General features: G+C 56.0%; 18 protein-coding genes and 1 tRNA gene. 15 read left to right on the top strand and 4 right to left on the bottom strand.

The window, feature by feature from the left end; translation table 11 throughout:
* The first annotated feature begins 580 nt into the window (after nucleotides 1-580).
* From CI603_RS08895 to CI603_RS08860, 8 genes are all read left to right on the top strand, one after another.
* On the top strand, nucleotides 581-2983 hold the full coding sequence (locus CI603_RS08895; protein WP_183122311.1) for a DUF4855 domain-containing protein: 2403 nt from the start codon (nucleotides 581-583) through the stop codon (nucleotides 2981-2983).
* Nucleotides 2984-3092: 109 nt separating this feature from the next.
* Entirely contained in the window at nucleotides 3093-3908 is an 816-nt protein-coding gene (locus tag CI603_RS08890; protein ID WP_121913843.1) for a GntR family transcriptional regulator, read from the top strand.
* Nucleotides 3909-4237: 329 nt separating this feature from the next.
* A complete protein-coding gene (locus CI603_RS08885) occupies nucleotides 4238-5539 on the top strand; it encodes an ABC transporter substrate-binding protein (protein WP_121913842.1) in 1302 nt (433 codons plus the stop codon).
* Nucleotides 5540-5653: 114 nt separating this feature from the next.
* Nucleotides 5654-6661 (top strand): carbohydrate ABC transporter permease, encoded by a 1008-nt coding sequence (locus tag CI603_RS08880; protein ID WP_211119716.1) that lies wholly within the window; start codon nucleotides 5654-5656, stop codon nucleotides 6659-6661.
* A complete protein-coding gene (locus CI603_RS08875) occupies nucleotides 6642-7589 on the top strand; it encodes a carbohydrate ABC transporter permease (RefSeq protein ID WP_121913841.1) in 948 nt (315 codons plus the stop codon). The genes CI603_RS08880 and CI603_RS08875 overlap by 20 nt, the downstream gene beginning before the upstream one ends.
* Before the next feature lie 79 nt (nucleotides 7590-7668).
* On the top strand, nucleotides 7669-8622 hold the full coding sequence (locus CI603_RS08870; RefSeq protein ID WP_110425517.1) for a DUF4434 domain-containing protein: 954 nt from the start codon (nucleotides 7669-7671) through the stop codon (nucleotides 8620-8622).
* Nucleotides 8623-8703: 81 nt separating this feature from the next.
* Entirely contained in the window at nucleotides 8704-9726 is a 1023-nt protein-coding gene (locus tag CI603_RS08865) for an ROK family protein (protein WP_121913840.1), read from the top strand.
* Entirely contained in the window at nucleotides 9723-10397 is a 675-nt protein-coding gene (locus CI603_RS08860; RefSeq protein WP_046323144.1) for an N-acetylmannosamine-6-phosphate 2-epimerase, read from the top strand. Before CI603_RS08865 ends, CI603_RS08860 begins: the two co-directional genes overlap by 4 nt.
* A 275-nt stretch (nucleotides 10398-10672) precedes the next feature.
* Here CI603_RS08860 and CI603_RS08855 read toward each other — a convergent pair.
* The 4 genes from CI603_RS08855 to CI603_RS08840 all read right to left on the bottom strand — a co-directional run bounded on the left by CI603_RS08855 (nucleotide 10673) and on the right by CI603_RS08840 (nucleotide 12856).
* Nucleotides 10673-10748, bottom strand: a tRNA-His gene (locus CI603_RS08855).
* Nucleotides 10749-10864: 116 nt separating this feature from the next.
* On the bottom strand, nucleotides 10865-11323 hold the full coding sequence (locus tag CI603_RS08850; RefSeq protein WP_121913839.1) for an ASCH domain-containing protein: 459 nt from the start codon (nucleotides 11321-11323) through the stop codon (nucleotides 10865-10867).
* Nucleotides 11313-11882 (bottom strand): DNA-deoxyinosine glycosylase, encoded by a 570-nt coding sequence (locus tag CI603_RS08845; protein WP_121913838.1) that lies wholly within the window; start codon nucleotides 11880-11882, stop codon nucleotides 11313-11315. Before CI603_RS08845 ends, CI603_RS08850 begins: the two co-directional genes overlap by 11 nt.
* Nucleotides 11879-12856: a YwiC-like family protein gene (locus CI603_RS08840; protein ID WP_183122310.1), complete on the bottom strand. Its 978-nt coding sequence runs from the start codon at nucleotides 12854-12856 to the stop codon at nucleotides 11879-11881. Before CI603_RS08840 ends, CI603_RS08845 begins: the two co-directional genes overlap by 4 nt.
* Nucleotides 12857-12968: 112 nt before the next feature.
* On the opposite strand from CI603_RS08840, the gene CI603_RS08835 reads away from it, so the two are divergent.
* The 7 genes from CI603_RS08835 to nusB all read left to right on the top strand — a co-directional run bounded on the left by CI603_RS08835 (nucleotide 12969) and on the right by nusB (nucleotide 19690).
* The gene (locus tag CI603_RS08835) at nucleotides 12969-13337 is read left to right on the top strand and encodes a DUF488 domain-containing protein (RefSeq protein WP_046323832.1); all 369 of its coding nucleotides are present in this window, start codon (nucleotides 12969-12971) and stop codon (nucleotides 13335-13337) included.
* A gap of 432 nt (nucleotides 13338-13769) precedes the next feature.
* The gene (rpsL, locus tag CI603_RS08830; protein WP_015022141.1) at nucleotides 13770-14141 is read left to right on the top strand and encodes a 30S ribosomal protein S12; all 372 of its coding nucleotides are present in this window, start codon (nucleotides 13770-13772) and stop codon (nucleotides 14139-14141) included.
* 3 nt (nucleotides 14142-14144) lie between these two features.
* Entirely contained in the window at nucleotides 14145-14615 is a 471-nt protein-coding gene (rpsG, locus tag CI603_RS08825) for a 30S ribosomal protein S7 (RefSeq protein ID WP_015022140.1), read from the top strand.
* A 26-nt stretch (nucleotides 14616-14641) separates the two neighbouring features.
* Nucleotides 14642-16768 (top strand): elongation factor G, encoded by a 2127-nt coding sequence (fusA, locus tag CI603_RS08820; protein ID WP_046323140.1) that lies wholly within the window; start codon nucleotides 14642-14644, stop codon nucleotides 16766-16768.
* Nucleotides 16769-16963: 195 nt separating this feature from the next.
* The gene (gene tuf / locus CI603_RS08810; protein WP_015022138.1) at nucleotides 16964-18163 is read left to right on the top strand and encodes an elongation factor Tu; all 1200 of its coding nucleotides are present in this window, start codon (nucleotides 16964-16966) and stop codon (nucleotides 18161-18163) included.
* Nucleotides 18164-18399: 236 nt separating this feature from the next.
* Nucleotides 18400-18963, top strand: a complete 564-nt coding sequence (efp, locus tag CI603_RS08805) for an elongation factor P (RefSeq protein WP_121913836.1) — start codon at nucleotides 18400-18402, stop codon at nucleotides 18961-18963.
* A 22-nt stretch (nucleotides 18964-18985) separates the two neighbouring features.
* Nucleotides 18986-19690: a transcription antitermination factor NusB gene (gene nusB, locus CI603_RS08800; protein WP_121913835.1), complete on the top strand. Its 705-nt coding sequence runs from the start codon at nucleotides 18986-18988 to the stop codon at nucleotides 19688-19690.
* The last annotated feature ends 168 nt before the right edge of the window (nucleotides 19691-19858 follow it).

Genomic DNA, 19858 nt, shown 5'->3' with positions numbered 1-19858 from the left:
GCATTGAACCAGATCAAATGGATGCATGTGTGGCTTTAGAAGATACAATGACTGGCATCGCTTCTGCGGTCGCCTCTCGTGTCACCATCCTAACTTAAACTGGTTCTAACTCTGATGACAGGTCATCCGGCCCCCAGCTCGCCCCGTTCGATTCCTACCGAAGTGTGACCCCCCAACCATTGGGCGAGTAAATTCCAACGTCGCCGTTCTCAGCAGTAGTTTTGCTGCCGTGTGTTATCAGCATAGACGAGTGCTATATATTGCTTTGTAATAGATAAGTTAATGAGAAGAGCTCAATATTGGTATAGACCAATATTGAGCTCCGTTTTCTTTGCAGTATATGCTTTGAGTGTTGATTTGTATAAGGAATATTGCTCTATCGGTGCAAATGTCGTTACACCACCAAGCGAGCAGTAGAAACTATGATGTCCCTGATGTGAGTAACAAAACAGCGCGAAACCGTCATTGAGGAGTAACTATGTCGGGAAAAGCTTATCGATTATTTGTTTTTTCCACTGTGGCCCTTATATCTGTTGCTTTCTGTCTACTTGTTGCGATATCTCCCGCTAGGGCTCAAAGCATGTCCAGCGAGCAATCGACGGGGTACCCCAAGCCAGAGGCGGTTGGCTTTCACCATGCGGCGCTGGTATATGCTGATGACCAGTTGGACGAGCGAGCAGTTCTGCCTTTATTTAATCGTGTTGATAACACCGGTAAGCTCATTCCCAGAGCGTCCATGTTCGATGCGGCAGTTTTATTGCGTTTTACGATCAATGGGAAACAAACTGATTACGGTGCAACAACATTGTCGGATTGGCAGACGCTTATCAACCAGTGGTTTAGCACGGGTGGCCCTATTGATACCTTCGAAAAAGCTGCCGAACAAGCAGACTTGGCTGCACAAAATGCTGGAGCTCCTCAGCAATCTCGACGCTCGATTATAGTTATGATGCCGTGGATGAATCCCAGCGTCAACTCTTTCGGCCAAGTAAACGGCTCTGACCGCGATTTGTCGAGTGCCCAAGATCGGCAGGCTGTGGCCCAGTGGTTTGCCAGTACAGTGAGCCAACGATTTAGCCAAAAGCGCTATGCACATCTTGCTCTGTGGGGCTTATACAGGATGCGTGAAGACGTTCCTCCTTATGAGCAGCACATAATTGCCAGCGATGCGCAAGGAGTCCATAACAGCGGTCTTAAATATTTGTTCATCCCCTATTACAAAGGATTGGGCTGGCAGTCTTGGAAAGAGTATGGTTTCGACGTTGCTGTCATGCAGCCCTCCTATGCCTTCCACTCACCGCTGGATGGTGGTGAAGTCAACGCATCGAGGTTGCAAGAAACAGCAGTGGCTGCTCAAAAATACGGTTTAGGGGTTGAACTTGAATTCCGCGGGTGCAGCCGGTTGGCAACAGAACAAGTTATGGCTATGCAGTATCTAGCAAGCGGTTCTGCCTACGGTTACCAGGATGGAGTGTCTGCTGCTTTTTTGGGAGAGGGCTTTGGCTCTTGTGGTATCACGACCAGCAGCAATCCATCGCAGCGTTCAGTCTATGATGCATTGGCTGACTACGTCTCTGGCAAGCGCATCCCTTCTCCGGATGTAGACATCAAAGCTGCGGAAGCGAAACAATCAGTCGGGCAGAGCGACAATCAACGAATGTACGTTGCGCGCGAAGTGGATCTGAAAAAGTTCAATAGCATACGTATTGACTTTGCTGAACACCAGCAGTATTGGCGGGGCGAGGTACAACTCCAAGTTCAGACTGCCAACGGTGGATGGAAACAGCTGGCCTGGGCCACAAGGCCGAGGGGTGACAGCTTGGCAGACGACATTCAGGGTGTGGTTGTGAGTTTTGATAATACCCGAGTCAACCCTGGCAAGCAGACGATCAGGTTAATACTGACTACGGCCCAACGCTCCCCGCTGAGTAAGCCTCCGATTGTGAGAATAGTAGGCGATCGTTCGCTCGATCCTGTGACTCAGAACGGGCTAGCCAACGCGTATACGGTGGTGGAGTCAGGTAAGCCTAAGCCTGCATCGTATCCAGATAAGACTTCTCATATGCTTCACGATGGCGAAATATCGACTGCAGGCTGGTCTTCTGGGCGAAATGTGGGCTGGAACTCTAATCCGGGAAAAGCAGTAATCAATATCGATTTAGGCAGTGTACACCGGGTAGGAGCCGTAAAAGTCTATACGCAGGGCGGAAGTGATGCAGCTGTCAATTGGCCGCTAAATCCTGTAGCTACTTTTTCAAATACCCCTACGCTGATGGGTAGCGGTACGGGCACGTCTCCATTATTGGCGAGCTGGCCTTTTTCGGCTCCGCATGTCATTGCAAAGCACGCGCCAGTCGGAGGAGAATCATTGCCAACAGTGCCTGGCATCTCTTGTCTAACAGCTACCGAGATTACATGTACAAACCAAGATGGATATATCGAAGCCACTGGTACCCCAGTCGAGGCACGTTATATCAATATTGGGTTCTCTACGAATTCTTGGGCTATGCTCTCTGAACTGCAAGTCGTTGATAGCGCTGGCAATCCCATCGATTTCAGCTACCGGTTAGCACGAGCTCCAGGTGATTTAGACAATTATTCGGACGATGGGCTACGTCTTACGGACGGAAGATACACTGATGACTTTGCTTGGAAAGAGATCTCGGGTTGGCCGGCAAACGAAGCTGTTGCACTTCGATTTGATGCCGCTGAACAGATAGATGTTAATACCATTTCTGTCTATACTCTCAATGCTGGATCCTACGGGATTGTGGCACCCACTAGGTTCACGGCTCAGGTAAAAATCGCGAATCAGTGGGTGGACGTGCAGGGGCGCCGGGAACAAACGTCATTCGGTTATGGTGGAGTCCGTCTTGACATTGCCGATTTGCGCTACCATCAAGTTACTGCTCTGCGGATTCTATTACCAGGTGACGGGGCTGGCTGGGCTTGGACGATGATCTCTGAAGTTAAGGTGGAATAAGTGTCTCATGCTTGTAAAGCTCAATCCCTTTATAACTGCGTTATAAGCGCCAAACTGTTTCGCATGGCTGTGGGCGGTGTGGCGCCGTTCTGGGAAAGAGGGCGAACAGATGCAGGTAACTGCTGAGGAGCTGTTTTTGGGCAAGAGCGGTTTGTATGGTTCTGATCGGCCTATGGATGACCAAACGTTCAGCGATGACGAAGACCGGCGTGACCAGGAAGATACACGGCCCAAATATATGAAGATACGCGATGCTATTTATCGCAAATATATAGCGGGCCGCCCTTCAAACTCGGTGATTCCACCTGAGCGCAAGTTGGCCGAAGAGTTCAAGGCTAGTCGCGTTACGATTCGCAAGGCCATAGGAAAACTCGAAGCAGACAACGTTTTATACAAGGTGCAAGGCGGCGGTACATATACTGTCGAGCCAGGAATTGTAAAGTCGCTAAAGCTCACTTCGTTTTCTGAAGATATTCGAGCGAGGGGCATGGTTCCATCCTCCAGGGTGCTTTTGCATGAGCGGGCGCAGGCAGATCGGGAGGCTTCTTGGCGTCTCAAAGTATCGCCTGGGGCTGACGTGTACATCTTACGACGCCTGCGCTTGGCTGATGGCGAGCCCATGTGCCTGGAAGAGGTGACCGTCCCGCTTGAGTACGTACCGGATATTGAGAAGCAGAATATCACTGGTTCCTTTTATGATGTGCTGCAACGCAAATATGGACTGCTTCCGGTATGGGCAGATCAGGTAGTTTCTCCTGTGGTGCTTGAGCCGGGTGACGTTAAGCTGTTGCAAGTAGCGCCCTATTCACCGGCTTTGAAAATCGTCCGCGTAACCTTTGATGCCAAGGGAAGACGCATCGAGACGACTACATCTCTCTACAGGGGAGATAAATACATGCTTCATTATGCGGTCAAGCGAGACTGAAGCGACTCCGTAGCGCAATGGTTGCAGACAAATAATTGGTAGATACCAATATTGCATTCCATAGACGAGCCCTCTAGCATAAAAACTGATGGTTACGGAAAGTCAGTTGGTTGAAAGTGCGGTGCTTGCTCTGTGTATCGCAGGGTTAAGGTTTCTGTGCTTTCAGGCCGTCTGACCGGTCTTTTATAAGGTATAACCGGCAAGGGTGCCAAAGTAGTAGTCAGAGAGGATTGATGAATCTTCCGTCTGGTCGAAGGCGGCAATGTCAGTAAACGATACACGTTGACTCCAACGAAGATGTTGAAAAAAGCGAAGAAAGGTATATACCAATGAAACACGTACACCATATAGCCAGGAAGCTAGCAGTGGCCGCTGTGGCTACCTTGGCGAGTGTCTCCTTAGCAGGATGCGCTGGCTTTGGGCCCACCAACACGACCGGCACAGACAAGGAGGGAAAAGTCACCGTACGATTCTCGTACCTGTGGACGGGCGACGAAGCGAAAGCCGTTGAGAAGATCATCAAGGATTTCAACGCTTCTCAGAGCAAGATCTCAGTCAAAGGAACCTCGTCCGCAGATCAGCAGGCACAGGTGCTGTCGATGCAGGGCAAAAACCCTCAGTTTGATATTTCCAACACAGGCAATTCGCAGATTGTCGATTGGGCAAACAGCGGCGTGCTCTTGGGGCTGGACGACTATATTAAAGCCGACAAGTATGATACTTCCGACTTCCTTCCAGCCGCAATCAAAAACAATTCCTTTGATTCTAAGCTCTACGCTCTACCCGTGGCAGCGAATATCTATCAGTTGCTGTACAACAAGGACGAGCTCAAAGAGGCTGGCATTACCAACCCTCCCGAGACGTTCGACGATTTTGCTAAAGTCATCGACACAGTTAGTAAGCTCAACGGAGACAAGGTCGAGCGGTTGGGCACCAACTCTTCGGTGGACCTGCAGCTGCTCGTCCAGGCCTATGGGGGCAGTTGGTACACCGAGGACGGCAAGGCTTCACCAACCAACCCACGCAATATAGAGGCGTTGAACTGGTGGGTTGAGCATGTAATCAAGAAGTTCGGTGCTAAAAACCTGCAAGACTTCCAGTCAGGTTTCGGTGAGTACGGCACGGCTCAATACCCCTTCTACACCGGGCAAATTGCGACTCTGATTGATGGCAACTGGCAGTCGGCGTTCATCCGTCGCCTGGCACCGAAGCTCAACTGGGGGGCCGCAGCTCTGCCATATCCTGCCGATAAGCCAGAGCTCAAGGGCACTACACGTTTGGACCTGTCCAACTTGTTCATCCCGAAGAACTCCGCTCACCCCAAGGAAGCTTGGGAGTTCATGAAGTATTTCCTAGGCAAAAAGCCGATGCTTGAGTTTACACATACGTTGGCTAACTTGCCTGGACGCACTTCGTTACTCAGCGACACAACATATTCTGATCTGCCGAACTTCGACGTGTTCCTGGCGGCTGCTAAGTCAAAGTTAGCCGTGCCGAGTTATTCCACTAAGTTCAGCACTCAATATGGGCAGGATCTCTCTGCGGCCTTTACACAGATTCAGGCTGGACAGGCGAGCCCAGAGCAGGCTATGCAGTCGGTGGCGGAAAAGGCCAAAGCCTACAAGCAATAGGAAACAGACGGGTGGAATGGTCCCATCAACTATTTTGCTCTAGATTGACTCCGCAGGCTGCCTAAACAGTGGTCTTGCAGCCTGCGGAGTCTCACACGAGGAGGTGTGATATTCGTGTCAGACGCACAGATTTCAGCGGGTGCAGCCCACAACACTCAGGCGCAGCGCAACTCCAGTGCGATTACCCGGCGAGGCCGACAAGGCAAGGCCGGCAAACCAAAAGGGAGCAGCAAGAATGAGAGGCGCTACGGTTTGGGCTTCGCTATGCCTTTCCTCATCGGTTTAGTGCTGTTTACTATCGGACCGATGATTGCGTCGTTGTACTACTCGTTTACCGATTTCAATATCATGACGGCGCCCAAATGGGTGGGTATGCACAACTACCAATCGGTTTTTGCCGATCCTCGTTTTTATAAGTCCCTGGAAAACACGGCTTACCTGACGTTCATCGGCGTGCCCCTGGGCCTCGCATTTGCACTGGGCGTGGCCCTGATCCTGAACTTGAAGGAGGCGCCGGCCCGAGGACTCGCCCGTGCTCTCTCGTACATCCCCGCCATCATTCCTTCCGCCGTAGTGGCCTACCTGTGGCGCTGGATGTTCAATGGCAAGTATGGACTGATCAATGTTGTGTTGACCAAACTAGGCATACCGGCACCCAACTGGCTGCTCGATCCGGCTTGGACACGACCCGCTGTTATTCTGATCTCCTTGTGGACCGTAGGTGGCACCACGGTGATTTATCTGGCTGCCCTGCGTGATGTGCCCCGTGAGCTGATGGAGGCCGCAGCGTTGGATGGCTGCGGCGTACTGCGTCGTTTTCGCTACGTCACGCTACCGGCTATAGCTCCCGTCACGGTCTTTCAGCTGATTGCGGGCTTGCTGGGAGGTCTGCAGAACTTCACTATCCCATATTTACTGGGTTCGGGTGGTTTCAACATGTCTACCGGAGGGCCAGATGAAACCTGGCTCACGTACGCGGTCTACCTGTATCAGAACGCGTTCTCCTACTTCAAGATGGGGTATGCTTCGGCGCTGGCGTGGATCCTCTTCATTATTGCTTTGATTCTCACCGCCGTTATTCTCCGACTGTCGAAAGGTGTAGATGAAGATGCTGCACACTAAATCAAGTATGGCTGTTCCTCGGACAGTGTTGTTCCGCTCAACGCCCTCGAGCAAGACCAGCAAACAACGGGTAGAGCTGCCCGGCGTGCACCACAAGGATTGGAACAGTCGGAGCCTGCGCTCCTACCGCACACGGTTCCTCAGTTTGGTGGGGATCGTCGGTGTGCTTCTGCTCTTCGGTATTCCACTGGTGGTCATGGTAGCGACTTCGTTGACCCCAGCCCGTGAAGTAGGGGCGTCGGTCTTTCCCAAGACGCTCGATTTTTCTAACTATGGCGCTGCCTTCGCTCAGGCTCCCTTGCTGAAATACTTCGGCAATACACTTATTTTAGTGGCTTTCAATGTGGGCGCGACGTTGCTCACCTGCCCGATTGTGGCCTATTCGCTCTCGAAGTTGCGTTGGAGAGGGCGCAATCTAGTGCTCCTGCTGGTGCTTTCCACGATGATGCTGCCCTCGCAGGTCACGCTGGTACCGGTCTATATTATGTGGGATCAGCTCAACTTAGTGGGCACCTTCTGGCCGCTCATCATCCCACAGTTCTTCGGCTCCTCCTTCTATATTTACATGCTCCGCCAGTTCTTCCTCGGCATTCCTATGGAATATATCGAGGCGGCCCGTGTGGATGGGGCAGGGGAGTTTAGGATTCTCTTCCGCATCGTCATGCCGATGGCGAAGCCGGCACTGATTACGGTAGGGCTTTTCCAATTCGTGGGCACTTGGACCGACTTTATGGGGCCGCTCATCTACCTGCGCGATCAAGACCTCTACACCATTTCCATGGGTATGTATTCGTTCTTCTCCTCGCACGGTACCGACTGGGCCCCGCTCATGGCGGCCTGCACAATGTTCACTATTCCGACGTTCATTATCTTCCTCATTGGCCAGCGTTACTTTGTTGAAGGCGCTTCGTTGGGAGGTCTCAAATAGTTTAGACATCATACTTGCCGGATCTTTTTACCGAAATAAAGCACAGTAATCAATAATTCTATTTATATTGGAGTTTCTCATGACAGAACCGCTACGTATCACCGGAACATTCCTAGATGAGGTGACGGCAGACATTGCCGGTCACAACTGGGGAGTCAAAGAGTGGACGCAGGAGTTTGACACCTATGTCGAAGCGGGTATCGACACGGTTATTCTCATCCGCTCGGGTTGGGGTCCTCGGCTCTCGCATCCCTCGAAGGTTATCTCGGCTCAAGTGAAGACCATACCGGTGTATATGGATATGCCCGAGCTCTTTTTGAGCTTGGCCGACGAGCGCAACATCAAGTTTTACTTCGGTCTGTACGACTCTGGAGTGTACTGGAATCGCAACGACTGGAAGGGTGAAGTAGAGGTCAATCGGGACTATATTCCCGAAGTGTGGCATCGCTATGGTTCCCACAAGTCATTTGCTGGCTGGTATCTACCTCATGAGACCTACGACTCGGGTCAGCGCATTATTGAGCTCAATACATCGCTTGCTAAACTCTGCCGGCAGACGCAGGACCTGCCTATTCTCTCGTCGCCGTATTGGCTGGGCAGGTATGACATGAGCTTAGGATACTCTCTGCCTGCGCCCTCGCCACGGTCGCTCAAGGAAATCGTGACCCAGTGGGATGAGATTTTCAAGGCATACTCGGGCCTTATTGATGTAGCCGCTTTCCAGGACGGTACGGTATACGAGCTTGAGCTGCCTGAGACACTGAGCGCCATGCGGGAGCTGACGGATAAATACGGTCTCTCCCTGTGGTCGAATGTGGAGACGTTCGATCGCGATATGCCTATAAAGTTCCCTCCGATTGAGTGGCGCAAGCTGGTGCACAAGTTGACTTCGGCAGAGGGAATAGTCGACAAAGCAATTACGTTTGAATTCTCCCACTTCTTGTCGCCTCACTCCATGTGGCCGTCGGCAAGACATTTGTTTGACCGCTACCAGGAGTATTTGCACGGTGAGCACCGTGCGTTGGATCAGTGAGTCTTACTGCTGGTTTGGACGTAGTCGATAGGAAGGGCAAGCGTGGTTCAAGCTGTTGTGAGCAAAGGAGTCACCGCAGACATGGACGAACTTCATCGAGTAGTAGTTGCGGTCGATATTGGAGGCACCAAAATTGCTTCGGCTCTTGTCGAAGTCAATGAGTCGAAACCTGTGATACTGCCTGACACCCAGCACTCCATACCTACGCAAGCCGCGCAGGGTGGTGAGCATGTACTCAATCTGGTAGCCCAGGAAGTGCGGACTTTATGTGACAGAGCTCATAGCTGGCCTAATGGTGAATTGGTAGTAGTGGGTTTGGCTGTGGCGAGCCCCGGCTGTGTGGATTTCTCTGGGCGCATCGTGTCGGCGACTGATATCCTACCAGGCTGGACAGGCCTGGCGCTGAGGTCTCGGCTGAAGCAGTTGAGCGGGCTACGCGTCTATGTCTTGGGTGATGCTCTTGCGCACACGTTTGGAGAAGTGCGATGGGGGGCTGCGCAAGGGTATGACTCGGCTTTGCTTGTAGCTATCGGGACGGGTATTGGCGGTGGTGTCAGCTTTGATGGCAAATTGCTACACGGCTCTCACTCTGCGGGAGGCCACGTGGGTCACATCGGTCACCCGGCAGCTGCTGATGTAGTGTGCTCTTGCGGACACCGCGGCCACATTGAGCCTCTTGCTTCAGGGCCAGGTCTTGAACACGTATATGTTCAGCTGGGCGGTGCTCCGGCAGAAAATCCTTGTGATGGAGCACAGATTGCGACTCGAGCTCGGCAAGGTGACCCTCTGGCTCGCCAAGCCCTTGAACAAGTCGGGCAATACTTAGGCAGTGCTTTAGGCAATCTCGCGAATGTGCTCGACCCGGCTGTCATTGTGTTATCTGGATCGGTCGCTCAAGCAGGAACACTCTGGCTGAAAGCCGTGCGAAAAGGTTATGCCCAGCAAGCGATAGTGCCGGTTGCTTCGACCCAGCTCGTGCTTGGAGATCTCGGTGATGACGCACCGCTGATAGGGGCGGCAGAAGCCTTTTTGGAAGGCTTCGGTATGTGCGGCAGGGCACGCGGCGTGTGGATTGACGCTGACGATGACAGGAGAATCCCATGAAAAAAGTAGTAGAACGATTGCACCATCAACTTATTGTGAGCTGCCAGGCGTATCCAGGTGAAGCTATGCGACACCCGGAGACTATGGCTCAAATCGCGTTTTCTGCTCAAGCTGGGGGAGCCGGCGGTATTCGCTGTCAGGGACTTTCGGATATTTCCGCTATCAAAGGAACGGTCAGTGTGCCCGTGATAGGTCTGTGGAAGGAGGGAGATACCGGCGTATATATCACGCCCACGTTGCGGCACGCGAGGTGCTGCATGGCAGCGGGAGCCGATATTGTGGCTCTCGATGCCACAGATAGGCCACGACCGGATGGGTTGAGCCTGGCGGAAACAGTGCGAATACTGCATTCAGAAGGTGCAGTGCTGATGGCTGACTGCGGCTGTTTGGACGATGCTCGACGGGCGAGGGATCTGGGTTTCGATATCGTATCTCCTACGCTCGCTGGGTACACTGCGGCGCGACAGAAGACCGATGGGCCAGACTATGAGCTTATTGAGGCGATGGTCTCCAATATTAGCGATATCCCTGTGATCTGTGAGGGGAGGGTACATACGCCAGAGCAGGCTCAGCGTGTTAAGAGCTTAGGTGTGTGGGCAGTAGTGGTGGGCACGGCCATCACTCACCCGCAGACGATCACCTCATGGTTCGTTCAAGCTTTGCAAGAATAGGCTTGCTTGGAGTAGGTGAGGGCCCAGACCAACGCAGGTGAATCGGGCCCTCAATAGAGCGGCGATTGGCGTATTATTACAGCTCCTTGCGGCTGAGGAGGAGGGCGGAGCCTAGCGTGGTGGGCGCCAGGACAACAAGGGAGACGCAGATGTAGGGCAGGTCACTAGATTTTTGCCGACTTTGGCACACAAATGGCACACAAAGGTCGGCTATTAAACGGATTTCGCATATATGATAAACCCCATGCTTCCCAGTCGGGAGTAGGGGTTTGAGGTGGGGTGGCTAACGCGGCTCGAACGCGCGACCTCCTGAACCACAATCAGGTGCTCTACCGACTGAGCTATAGCCACCATGATGAACCGACCCGCGTCGCGGATCAGTGCAACAGATGAAACTATACACGATGGTATGACATGGCACGCCGGTGAAGTGTTAACCATAAGGGCCCTGCTTTGCCTTTGGGACCTTAGTTTATGACTATGGTCTCTACATGAAAGGTTTCCAGCACCACCAGAGTCTGGTCATCGATGGTGAAGTCCGGATCATCCAGCGCCTGTCGCATGTTCTCTGAGGTCCAGAAGGACTCATGAGCCTCGCGCCACTCCGCAGGACTTTTATAGCCTTCTCCCTCGTTCAGAACATGCTGCCATGTGACCACGCCCAGTCGAATCACGCTCACCGAGGCATATCTAAGGACGGCAACTGGCTGGTTATCTGAGTCCACCAAAACTGTTCGTCGGCCGGAGGAGGGGAGTGGTTCATGATCGTGGATGAACTCTGCCATCAGGCTGGTCGTAGCAGTTTTGCGCCCATCCAGGATTGCCTCCACCAGGCGATCGCGTTCTGGACCGGGGAAGGCGAATTCATCCTTGGGAAGATTCCCAACATCTTGGGCTTTGGTTGTCGGTATTTGTCTATTTGCCATAGTCGATGCGAGTATCTTGTCTATCAGGATCTTTGTCGTCAAGCGCTTTTCTGATGGGCTGGTAGGCCTTGACCAGATCAGCCAGACTCATAGCGGCATTGGCGGGGCTGGTGGACGGCAGATTGATCATCGTCAGTCGATGCCCCTTCTCCTGCAGGTTCGGCAGGCAGTAACTACGGTAAAGCTGACCGGCCTTGCGTCCTGTAGTGAATATAGCGCCGATGGGCGCACGGTCCAGCAAACTGGCGATGTCGGTAGGCACTACATTGGTGATTGAAGCGTCGGAGGCACCGTGGATGTCGCATTCCTGAATGACATCCCAAAGTGCAATGCGGTGTTTGAGCGCGAACTCGGTGCGGTCAGCCGGATCGGGCTCCGGAACAGGCTGGTCGAAGAGCGCGGCCAGTACGGGCCAGAAGCGGTTGCGTGGAAACATGTAGTAGAAGCCAGCCTCGCGCGAACTCGGGCTGGGTATGGATCCGAGGATCAACACACGGGACCGGTCATCCCAGACTGGTCCGAACCCGTGGGTGACATGTGTGGTCGAAGCTGCAGTCATGCGCCGAGCAGGCTTGTCAGAGACGCAGTCATCACGTCAGCTTGCGCAATCACCAGAATGAAGACCAACAGGCTGGTTGCGCATTCAACCAGGCCCACATACAGGATGGGAATGCGGTGCCGATGGGAGATGACAGGCAGCAGGGCCGCACGCACCAGCAGAACCAGGGCCGTCAACAGAGGCCACCATCCTGCGGTGCGTACCATGGCGACTCCGATCAGGCAGAGGGCCAGGTTCCAAGCCAGCGAAAGCAGGTAGCACCAGGTCTTGCCGCGCTCGCGGATCATGGTTTTGACGAAGATGACCGAACCGAACTGGGTCACAGCGAAGACAGCCGCGCTGACCACTCCGAGCGACGGCAGGGCGGCGCTTGGGAAAAATCCGCTGGCGAAGCAGTGCACAGCAGGATTCGGCTGGCATCCGAAGTAGCCGGCACCGGAGCTTTCCAGACCTGGTTCCGGCTTCTGGAATCGTGACCCTAGGGAGACGGCAATCAGGCAGAGCGTGCAGGCCGCGATCACGACTACCGTATCGTTCCACCAGGAGCGTTCCGTGCGCATCCAGGCGGCTGCAAAATTCAACACGCCCAACACCAGGTAGAGCGGGGCCCATCGCAGGAGCCCAGGGGTGCCGACTAGTAGGATCAGCCCGGCCACGGCCATGAGCAGGGCATATCCCAGAGCTGGTGGCGCGAATCTGGCAGCTCGGTGCGAGACCATCCACCGCGAGCCGGTGAACTCAAAGCAGTAGCAGAAAGCCCAAGCGACCATGAGCAGCAGACTCCTCCAGGTCGGGCCTCCAACCAGCAGCCCAGCCAGGCCAGGCATCAAGGCCATGGCCCAGCCGCCTATTTGGTCGGGTATCCATAAACGCCGCCACTGTCGTCCCTTGGACCCTGGTCCGGTCGATTTTGCCGGTTTGCTGCCCTTTGATCCGGCGGCCTTGCCCCTGTCTGCGTCTGTATGCATGTTCATCAGCCTACGCCCCTGTATGGCTGTCACTGCCTCTTCCGTAATGCCGATTCGGTCAATATCATGGTTGAAGGAGTGGTGAATCATACGGGTCCCTGGTTTCAGGAGGCAGATGATGGGTCAGGTGGATATCAAACGCGTATACGAGCAGGCCGCTGACGGGGATGGGGTCCGCATCCTGGTCGACAGGCTCTGGCCTCGGGGCGTCAGCAAGGAGCGGGCAGCCTTGTCCGGGTGGCTCAAGGATGTGGCACCCAGTCCGGACCTGCGGCGCTGGTGGCATCATGATCCGGACCGCTTTGATGACTTCGCACGCCGCTACCGCACTGAGCTGGACGACAACCCCGCCTTGGAGGATCTGCTGAGCATAGTGCGCGAACATGATCGGACGACACTGGTCTATGCGGCCAAGGACCCAGCCGTCAACCATGCCCTGATCCTGCGCGACTACATCCGCCAGGCTCTTGAGAAAGAAGACAAGTAGACGTCGGCATTGATGTTGCTGGCGTCTGTGTTTGCTGATGCAGATATGTAGGAATCCGTTATAGGTGGGTATCGCACTGTAGATGTCCGTAGATATAAGGTATGCGCAAGGGCCTTCCCATTAACGGATCCGGTGCGCTATCGCAGTAGGCAAAGCCTAGAGCATACTTCCAAATGGTAGACGTGGCCATGTCTGCCCCGGTGATATACTTTTCATCGTGTGTGCCGGCAGCATGCCTTATGTCACAGGTGAGCTTGTCGGGATATTCCCGAATCCGAAGAATGCAGGCAGCAATGTCCTGCAGGAGGATCAGGGGCCATCGGGCCGGTGGACAGTGGCTGATCTCTCCTCCTGGGAGCGACTGCGGCTGCGGTGCGGCGGTCTCGCAGTGCAAACGAAGACAAGTTCATCGAAGGAATCGGAGAGAGTCAGTTGCCAACAATTGAACAGCTCGTCCGCAAAGGGCGCAAGGCCAAGCCTCGCAAGTCGAAGACTTTGGCACTCAAGGGCAGCCCGCTGCGTCGCGGCGTGTGCACCCGTGTCTACACCACCACCCCCAAGAAGCCGAATTCGGCTCTGCGTAAGGTTGCCCGTGTCCGTCTGAGCTCCGGCATTGAGGTTTCCGCCTACATCCCCGGCGAGGGCCACAACCTGCAGGAGCACTCTATCGTGCTGGTGCGCGGCGGACGTGTCAAGGACCTGCCCGGCGTGCGCTACCACATCGTGCGCGGTGCGCTGGATACCCAGGGAGTCAAGGATCGCAAGCAGGGCCGTTCCCTGTACGGAGCAAAGAAGGCCAAGTAACACATGTCACGCAAAGGACCAGCTAAAAAGCACCAGCTCCTGCCCGATCCCATCTACGGTTCCACCGTGGTGGCCCAGCTGATCAACAAGATCCTGCTGGACGGCAAGAAGTCCATCGCCGAGAACATCGTCTACACCGCCCTGGAGCAGGTCAAGGAGAAGACTGACCAGGAGCCTGTGGCCGTGCTCAAGCGCGCCCTGGACAACATTCGTCCCAGCCTGGAGGTCCGCAGCCGTCGTGTCGGCGGTGCCACCTACCAGGTCCCTGTCGAGGTCAAGCCGAACCGCGCCAATACGCTCTCGTTGCGGTGGCTGACCGATTACAGCCGCGCCCGTCGTGAGAAGACCATGTCGGAGCGGCTGGCCAACGAGATCCTTGATGCCTCCAACGGCCTGGGTGCTGCGGTCAAGCGCCGCGAGGACACCCACAAGATGGCCGAGGCCAACAAGGCGTTCGCCCACTATCGCTGGTAATCCCAAGAGAGCGAGAACAAGGAATTATGGCACAAGACGTGCTCACGGACCTGACCAAGGTCCGCAACATCGGCATCATGGCCCACATCGATGCCGGCAAGACAACGACGACCGAGCGTATCCTCTACTACACCGGCGTCAACTACAAGATTGGCGAGACCCACGACGGTGCCTCCACCATGGACTGGATGGACCAGGAGAAGGAACGTGGCATCACGATCACCTCCGCCGCCATCACGGCCTTCTGGAACCGTCAATCCCACGATCCTGAGGACCGCTACCAGATCAACATCATCGACACCCCAGGCCACGTGGACTTCACCGCCGAGGTGGAGCGCTCCCTGCGTGTGCTCGATGGCGCTGTGGCGGTGTTCGATGGCAAGGAGGGCGTGGAGCCCCAGTCCGAGACCGTCTGGCGTCAGGCCGACAAGTATGGCGTGCCCCGCATCTGCTTCATCAATAAGATGGACAAGCTGGGCGCCGACTTCTACTACTCGGTGGACACCATCAAGGACAAGCTGGGCGTCAAGCCGCTGGTCATGCAGTTGCCTATCGGCGCTGAGAGCGACTTCCACGGCGTGGTCGACCTGGTGCGCATGGTGGCCTACTACTGGAAGGACGAGGCCGACCTGGGCGCCAAGTACGACACCATCGACATCCCTGACGACCTCAAGGACAAGGCCGAGCAGTACCACACCGAGCTACTCGAGGCTGTGGCCGAGTCGGACGAAGATCTGCTGGAGAAGTACCTGGGCGGCGAGGAAATCTCCCAGCAGGAGATCCGCACCGCTGTGCGCAAGATGACCATCGAGCAGTCGGCCTTCCCGGTCTTCTGCGGATCCGCCTTCAAGGACAAGGGCGTGCAGCCCATGCTGGACGCGGTCGTGGATTACCTGCCCAGCCCCGAGGATGTGCCGGCCATCAAGGGTTACAAGATCGGCGACGAGTCCGTCGAGATCGACCGCAAGCCCACTGTGGACGAGCCCTTCTCGGCCCTGGCCTTCAAGGTGGCCACCCACCCCTTCTACGGCAAGCTGATCTACGTGCGCGTCTATTCCGGCAAGGTGGCCCAGGGCGATACCGTCCTGGATTCCACCAAGGATAAGAAGGAGCGCGTCGGCAAGCTCTTCCAGATGCACTCCAACAAGGAGAATCCGGTCGACGAGGCCATTGCTGGCAACATCTACGCCTTCGTCGGGCTCAAGAGCGTCACCACCGGTGACACCCTGTGCGACGAAAAGGAACCGGTGGTGCTGGAATCCATGACCTTCCCCGATCCTGTGATCGAGGTGGCCGTGGAGCCCAAGACCAAGGCCGACCAGGAGAAGATGGGCATCGCCCTGCAGAAGCTTTCCGAGGAGGATCCCACCTTCCAGGTCAAGACGGACGAGGAGTCCGGCCAGACCCTGATCTCCGGCATGGGCGAGCTCCAGCTGGACATCCTGGTGGACCGCATGCGCCGCGAGTTCCATGTGGAGTGCAACGTGGGCAAGCCCCAGGTGGCTTACCGCGAGACCATCCGCAAGCCCGTCATGAACCAGGAGTACACCCACAAGAAGCAGACCGGCGGTTCCGGCCAGTTCGCCAAGGTGCTCATGAACTTCGAGCCCCTCGACACTTCCGAGGGCGAGTCCTACATCTTCGAAAACAAGGTCACCGGCGGCCACATCACCAAGGAGTTCATCCCTTCGGTCGATGCGGGTGTGCAGGAGGCCATGGAGTCCGGTGTGCTGGCAGGCTTCCCGGTCGTGGGCGTCAAGGCGACCCTAACCGATGGCCAGATCCACGAGGTCGACTCTTCGGAGATGGCCTTTAAGATCGCTGGTTCCATGTGCTTCAAGGAGGCCGCTCCCAAGGCCAAGCCCGTCATCCTCGAGCCCATCATGGCTGTCGAGGTCCGTACTCCCGAGGAGTACATGGGTGACGTCATGGGCGACATCAACTCCCGTCGTGGCTCCATTCAGTCTATGACCGACGCCACCGGCGTCAAGGTCATCGATGCCAAGGTGCCCCTGTCGGAGATGTTCGGCTACATCGGCGACCTCAGGTCCAAGACCCAGGGGCGCGCCATGTTCACCATGCAGATGGACTCCTATGCTGAGGTTCCCAAGACTGTCAGCGACGAGATCATCAAGGCCCAACGAGGCGAGTAATGCCGGTCCGGTCCGCCGCCACGGCGGGCCGCCGCCAAAATGCTCTTCTGTCACAAGTCGGCGTTACACTCTTGTAGCGCTGACTGGGCGGAGGGCAAAAGTGGCAAAGAACCCGATAACCCAGTAATATGTAGCGAGTGCTCTGTGCGTGGTTCGCGCAGGCAACCTACGAGACGTCCAGGAGGACAAAACACAATGGCAAAGGAAAAGTACGAGCGGACCAAGCCGCACGTTAACATTGGCACCATCGGCCACGTCGATCACGGCAAGACCACCCTGACCGCGGCCATCTCCAAGGTGCTGCATGAGGAGTACCCGGACGTCAACCCCGAGTACGATTTCGCTCAGATCGATGCTGCTCCTGAGGAGAAGGAGCGCGGCATCACCATTAACATCGCGCACATCGAGTACCAGACTGCCAAGCGCCATTACGCACACGTGGACTGCCCTGGACACGCCGACTTCGTCAAGAACATGATCACCGGCGCTGCTCAGATGGATGGCGCCATCCTGGTGGTCGCCGCAACCGACGGCCCCATGGCCCAGACTCGTGAGCACGTGTTGCTGGCCCGCCAGGTCGGCGTGCCGAAGATTCTGGTCGCCCTGAACAAGTGCGACATGGTCGACGACGAAGAGCTGATCGAGCTGGTCGAGGAGGAAGTCCGCGATCTGCTGGACGAGAACGGCTTCGACCGCGACTGCCCCGTCATCCGCACCTCCGCCTACGGCGCCCTGCATGACGATGCCCCTGACCACGACAAGTGGGTTCAGACCATCAAGGACCTCATGGATGCCGTCGACGACTACATCCCCACCCCGGTCCACGACCTGGACAAGCCATTCCTGATGCCCATCGAGGATGTCTTCACCATCTCCGGCCGCGGCACCGTGGTGACCGGCCGTGTCGAGCGTGGCAAGCTGCCCGTGAACACCAACGTGGAGATTGTCGGCCTGCGTGACACCCAGTCCACCACCGTCACCTCCATCGAGACCTTCCACAAGCAGATGGACGAGGCTGAGGCTGGCGACAACACCGGTCTGCTGCTGCGCGGCATCGGCCGCGAGGACGTCGAGCGCGGCCAGGTTGTGGCTGCTCCCGGCACCGTGACTCCTCACCACAAGTTCGAGGGCGAGGTCTACGTGCTGACCAAGGACGAGGGTGGACGCCACTCGCCGTTCTTCTCCAACTACCGTCCGCAGTTCTACTTCCGGACCACCGACGTCACCGGCGTCATCACCCTGCCCGAGGGCGTGGAGATGGTTCAGCCCGGCGATCACGCCACCTTCTCCGTCGAGCTGATTCAGCCCGTCGCCATGGAGGAGGGCCTGACCTTCGCTGTTCGTGAAGGCGGCCACACGGTCGGCTCAGGTCGAGTCACCAAGATCATCGAGTAGGATTGCTTGTCGCATATCGACGCGATCCAATGACGGGGCCCGGAATCCTTCCTGTGATTCCGGGCCCCGCCCATTTCCGGCAGGCCTCGCCGCCGGACCAGCTGTGGTGTTCATGCGCCGTGGCATAATAGGCGAGGATTTATCGCGAGCGGGCCGGATCCTGTAAGGCCCGGTGCTTTCGGCAGATGGCCAGGAGCCCTCCGAAGGAACGTTCATCAGAATGAGGTGGTATCAAGGTGGCACAGACTTCCAATGACATCAAGAACGGATCGGTCATCAACCTGGACGGCAAGCTTTGGACCGTCATCAAGTTCCAGCACGTCAAGCCCGGCAAGGGACCGGCCTTTGTGCGCACGACCATCAAGGACGTCCTCACAGGTAAGATTGTGGACCGCACTTTCAACGCGGGTATGAAGATGGACTTCGAGATCGTGGACAACCGGACCATGCAGTACTCCTACCGCGACGGGGACTCCTTCGTCTTCATGGACATGAACACCTACGAGCAGGTCAACATCCCCGAGGCCCTGGTCGGCGATCAGGAGCGCTTCCTGCTTGAGGGCACCGACTGCATCATCAGCTTCCATGACGGCAACCCTCTGTCCGTGGAACTGCCTGCATCCGTGGTGCTGACCGTGACGGCAACCGGGCCCGGCGTGCAGGGCAACCGCTCCAATGCCGGCACCAAGCCCGCCACTGTGGAGACCGGGGCCGAGATTCAAGTGCCTCTCTTCGTGGGCGAGGGCGAGAAGGTCAAGGTGGACACCCGAGACGGCTCCTACCTGGGCCGCGAGAACTGAGCCAGGCGGAAACCACACATCCATGGCACGTTCCACAGCCCGAAAGCGGGCCTTGAATACCCTGTATGAGGCCGATGAGAAGAGCCAGGATTTCCTCTCCCTGCTGGAGGAGCGTAAGGTCCGGCCAGGGGCTCAGACGCCTCTGCCTGCTTATGCGGTGACCATCGTTGAGGGTGTGGCAGAGCATCATCGAGATATCGATGAGGCTTTGCAAACCCATTCCACCCGATGGCCGCTGAGCCGGATGCATGCCATTGACCGCAACATTCTGCGTATCGCCGCCTGGGAGATGCTCTACAACCCCGAGGTACCTGACAAGGTGGCCATCGATGAGGCCCTGTCCTTGGCCAAGACACTTTCGGATGCCGATGCTCCCTCCTTCATCCACGGCGTCCTCAGCGCCCTGGAGCAGGAGAAGGATGAGCATCAGGCTCGTCGTGAGCAAGCCGATCGGATCGCTGCCCTGGCTGATGCCGAAGCCGATGCAAATGTTTCAGATGATGAATCCGATAAAGCAGAAGCAGAGATTGTAGCCTCCGAGCCCGTTTCCTCTGAGGATGCCCATGCTGACAGCGATTCGGCACCGGCAGCGAGCGGATCTGAAGGAGAGGAATCCGGTCATGTTCCTGACGATACTGTCGATCAGTCGGCCCCCAGCTTGGACCAGCTGAAACTGACCCTGCCGGAGGAGCTGCCCCCCGATGCGGATCGTCCTTTGGACAACTGAGCAATGATTCGGATAAAGGCCGACCGATGCCCGCTAACTATCAGGGCATCAGGTCGGCCTTTTGCCATGTTCAGACCGGTTAACCAGCAGTCTATTCTGGAAGATTTGCCCAACCATTTTTTGGCTGGTTCGGCCGAAATAATCCATAGGGGTCATTAATATGGGTGC

Source organism: Bifidobacterium sp. wkB338, assembly GCF_003688325.1.
Taxonomy (GTDB): Bacteria; Actinomycetota; Actinomycetes; order Actinomycetales; family Bifidobacteriaceae; genus Bombiscardovia; species Bombiscardovia polysaccharolytica.
This window is presented reverse-complemented; position numbering and strand designations above follow the sequence as displayed.

Excerpts from the sequence above, each read along its gene's own strand:
- CI603_RS08860 (WP_046323144.1), top strand. The coding sequence starts at position 9,723 with ATGAAAAAAGTAGTAGAACGATTGCACCATCAACTTATTGTGAGCTGC.
- CI603_RS08835 (WP_046323832.1), top strand. The coding sequence starts at position 12,969 with ATGGGTCAGGTGGATATCAAACGCGTATACGAGCAGGCCGCTGACGGG.
- CI603_RS08875 (WP_121913841.1), top strand. The coding sequence starts at position 6,642 with ATGAAGATGCTGCACACTAAATCAAGTATGGCTGTTCCTCGGACAGTG.
- fusA (WP_046323140.1), top strand. The coding sequence starts at position 14,642 with ATGGCACAAGACGTGCTCACGGACCTGACCAAGGTCCGCAACATCGGC.
- CI603_RS08895 (WP_183122311.1), top strand. The coding sequence starts at position 581 with ATGTCCAGCGAGCAATCGACGGGGTACCCCAAGCCAGAGGCGGTTGGC.
- CI603_RS08845 (WP_121913838.1), bottom strand. The coding sequence starts at position 11,882 with ATGACTGCAGCTTCGACCACACATGTCACCCACGGGTTCGGACCAGTC.
- CI603_RS08865 (WP_121913840.1), top strand. The coding sequence starts at position 8,704 with ATGGACGAACTTCATCGAGTAGTAGTTGCGGTCGATATTGGAGGCACC.
- CI603_RS08850 (WP_121913839.1), bottom strand. The coding sequence starts at position 11,323 with ATGGCAAATAGACAAATACCGACAACCAAAGCCCAAGATGTTGGGAAT.
- tuf (WP_015022138.1), top strand. The coding sequence starts at position 16,964 with ATGGCAAAGGAAAAGTACGAGCGGACCAAGCCGCACGTTAACATTGGC.
- CI603_RS08870 (WP_110425517.1), top strand. The coding sequence starts at position 7,669 with ATGACAGAACCGCTACGTATCACCGGAACATTCCTAGATGAGGTGACG.
- CI603_RS08890 (WP_121913843.1), top strand. The coding sequence starts at position 3,093 with ATGCAGGTAACTGCTGAGGAGCTGTTTTTGGGCAAGAGCGGTTTGTAT.
- CI603_RS08885 (WP_121913842.1), top strand. The coding sequence starts at position 4,238 with ATGAAACACGTACACCATATAGCCAGGAAGCTAGCAGTGGCCGCTGTG.
- CI603_RS08840 (WP_183122310.1), bottom strand. The coding sequence starts at position 12,856 with ATGAACATGCATACAGACGCAGACAGGGGCAAGGCCGCCGGATCAAAG.
- rpsG (WP_015022140.1), top strand. The coding sequence starts at position 14,145 with ATGTCACGCAAAGGACCAGCTAAAAAGCACCAGCTCCTGCCCGATCCC.
- nusB (WP_121913835.1), top strand. The coding sequence starts at position 18,986 with ATGGCACGTTCCACAGCCCGAAAGCGGGCCTTGAATACCCTGTATGAG.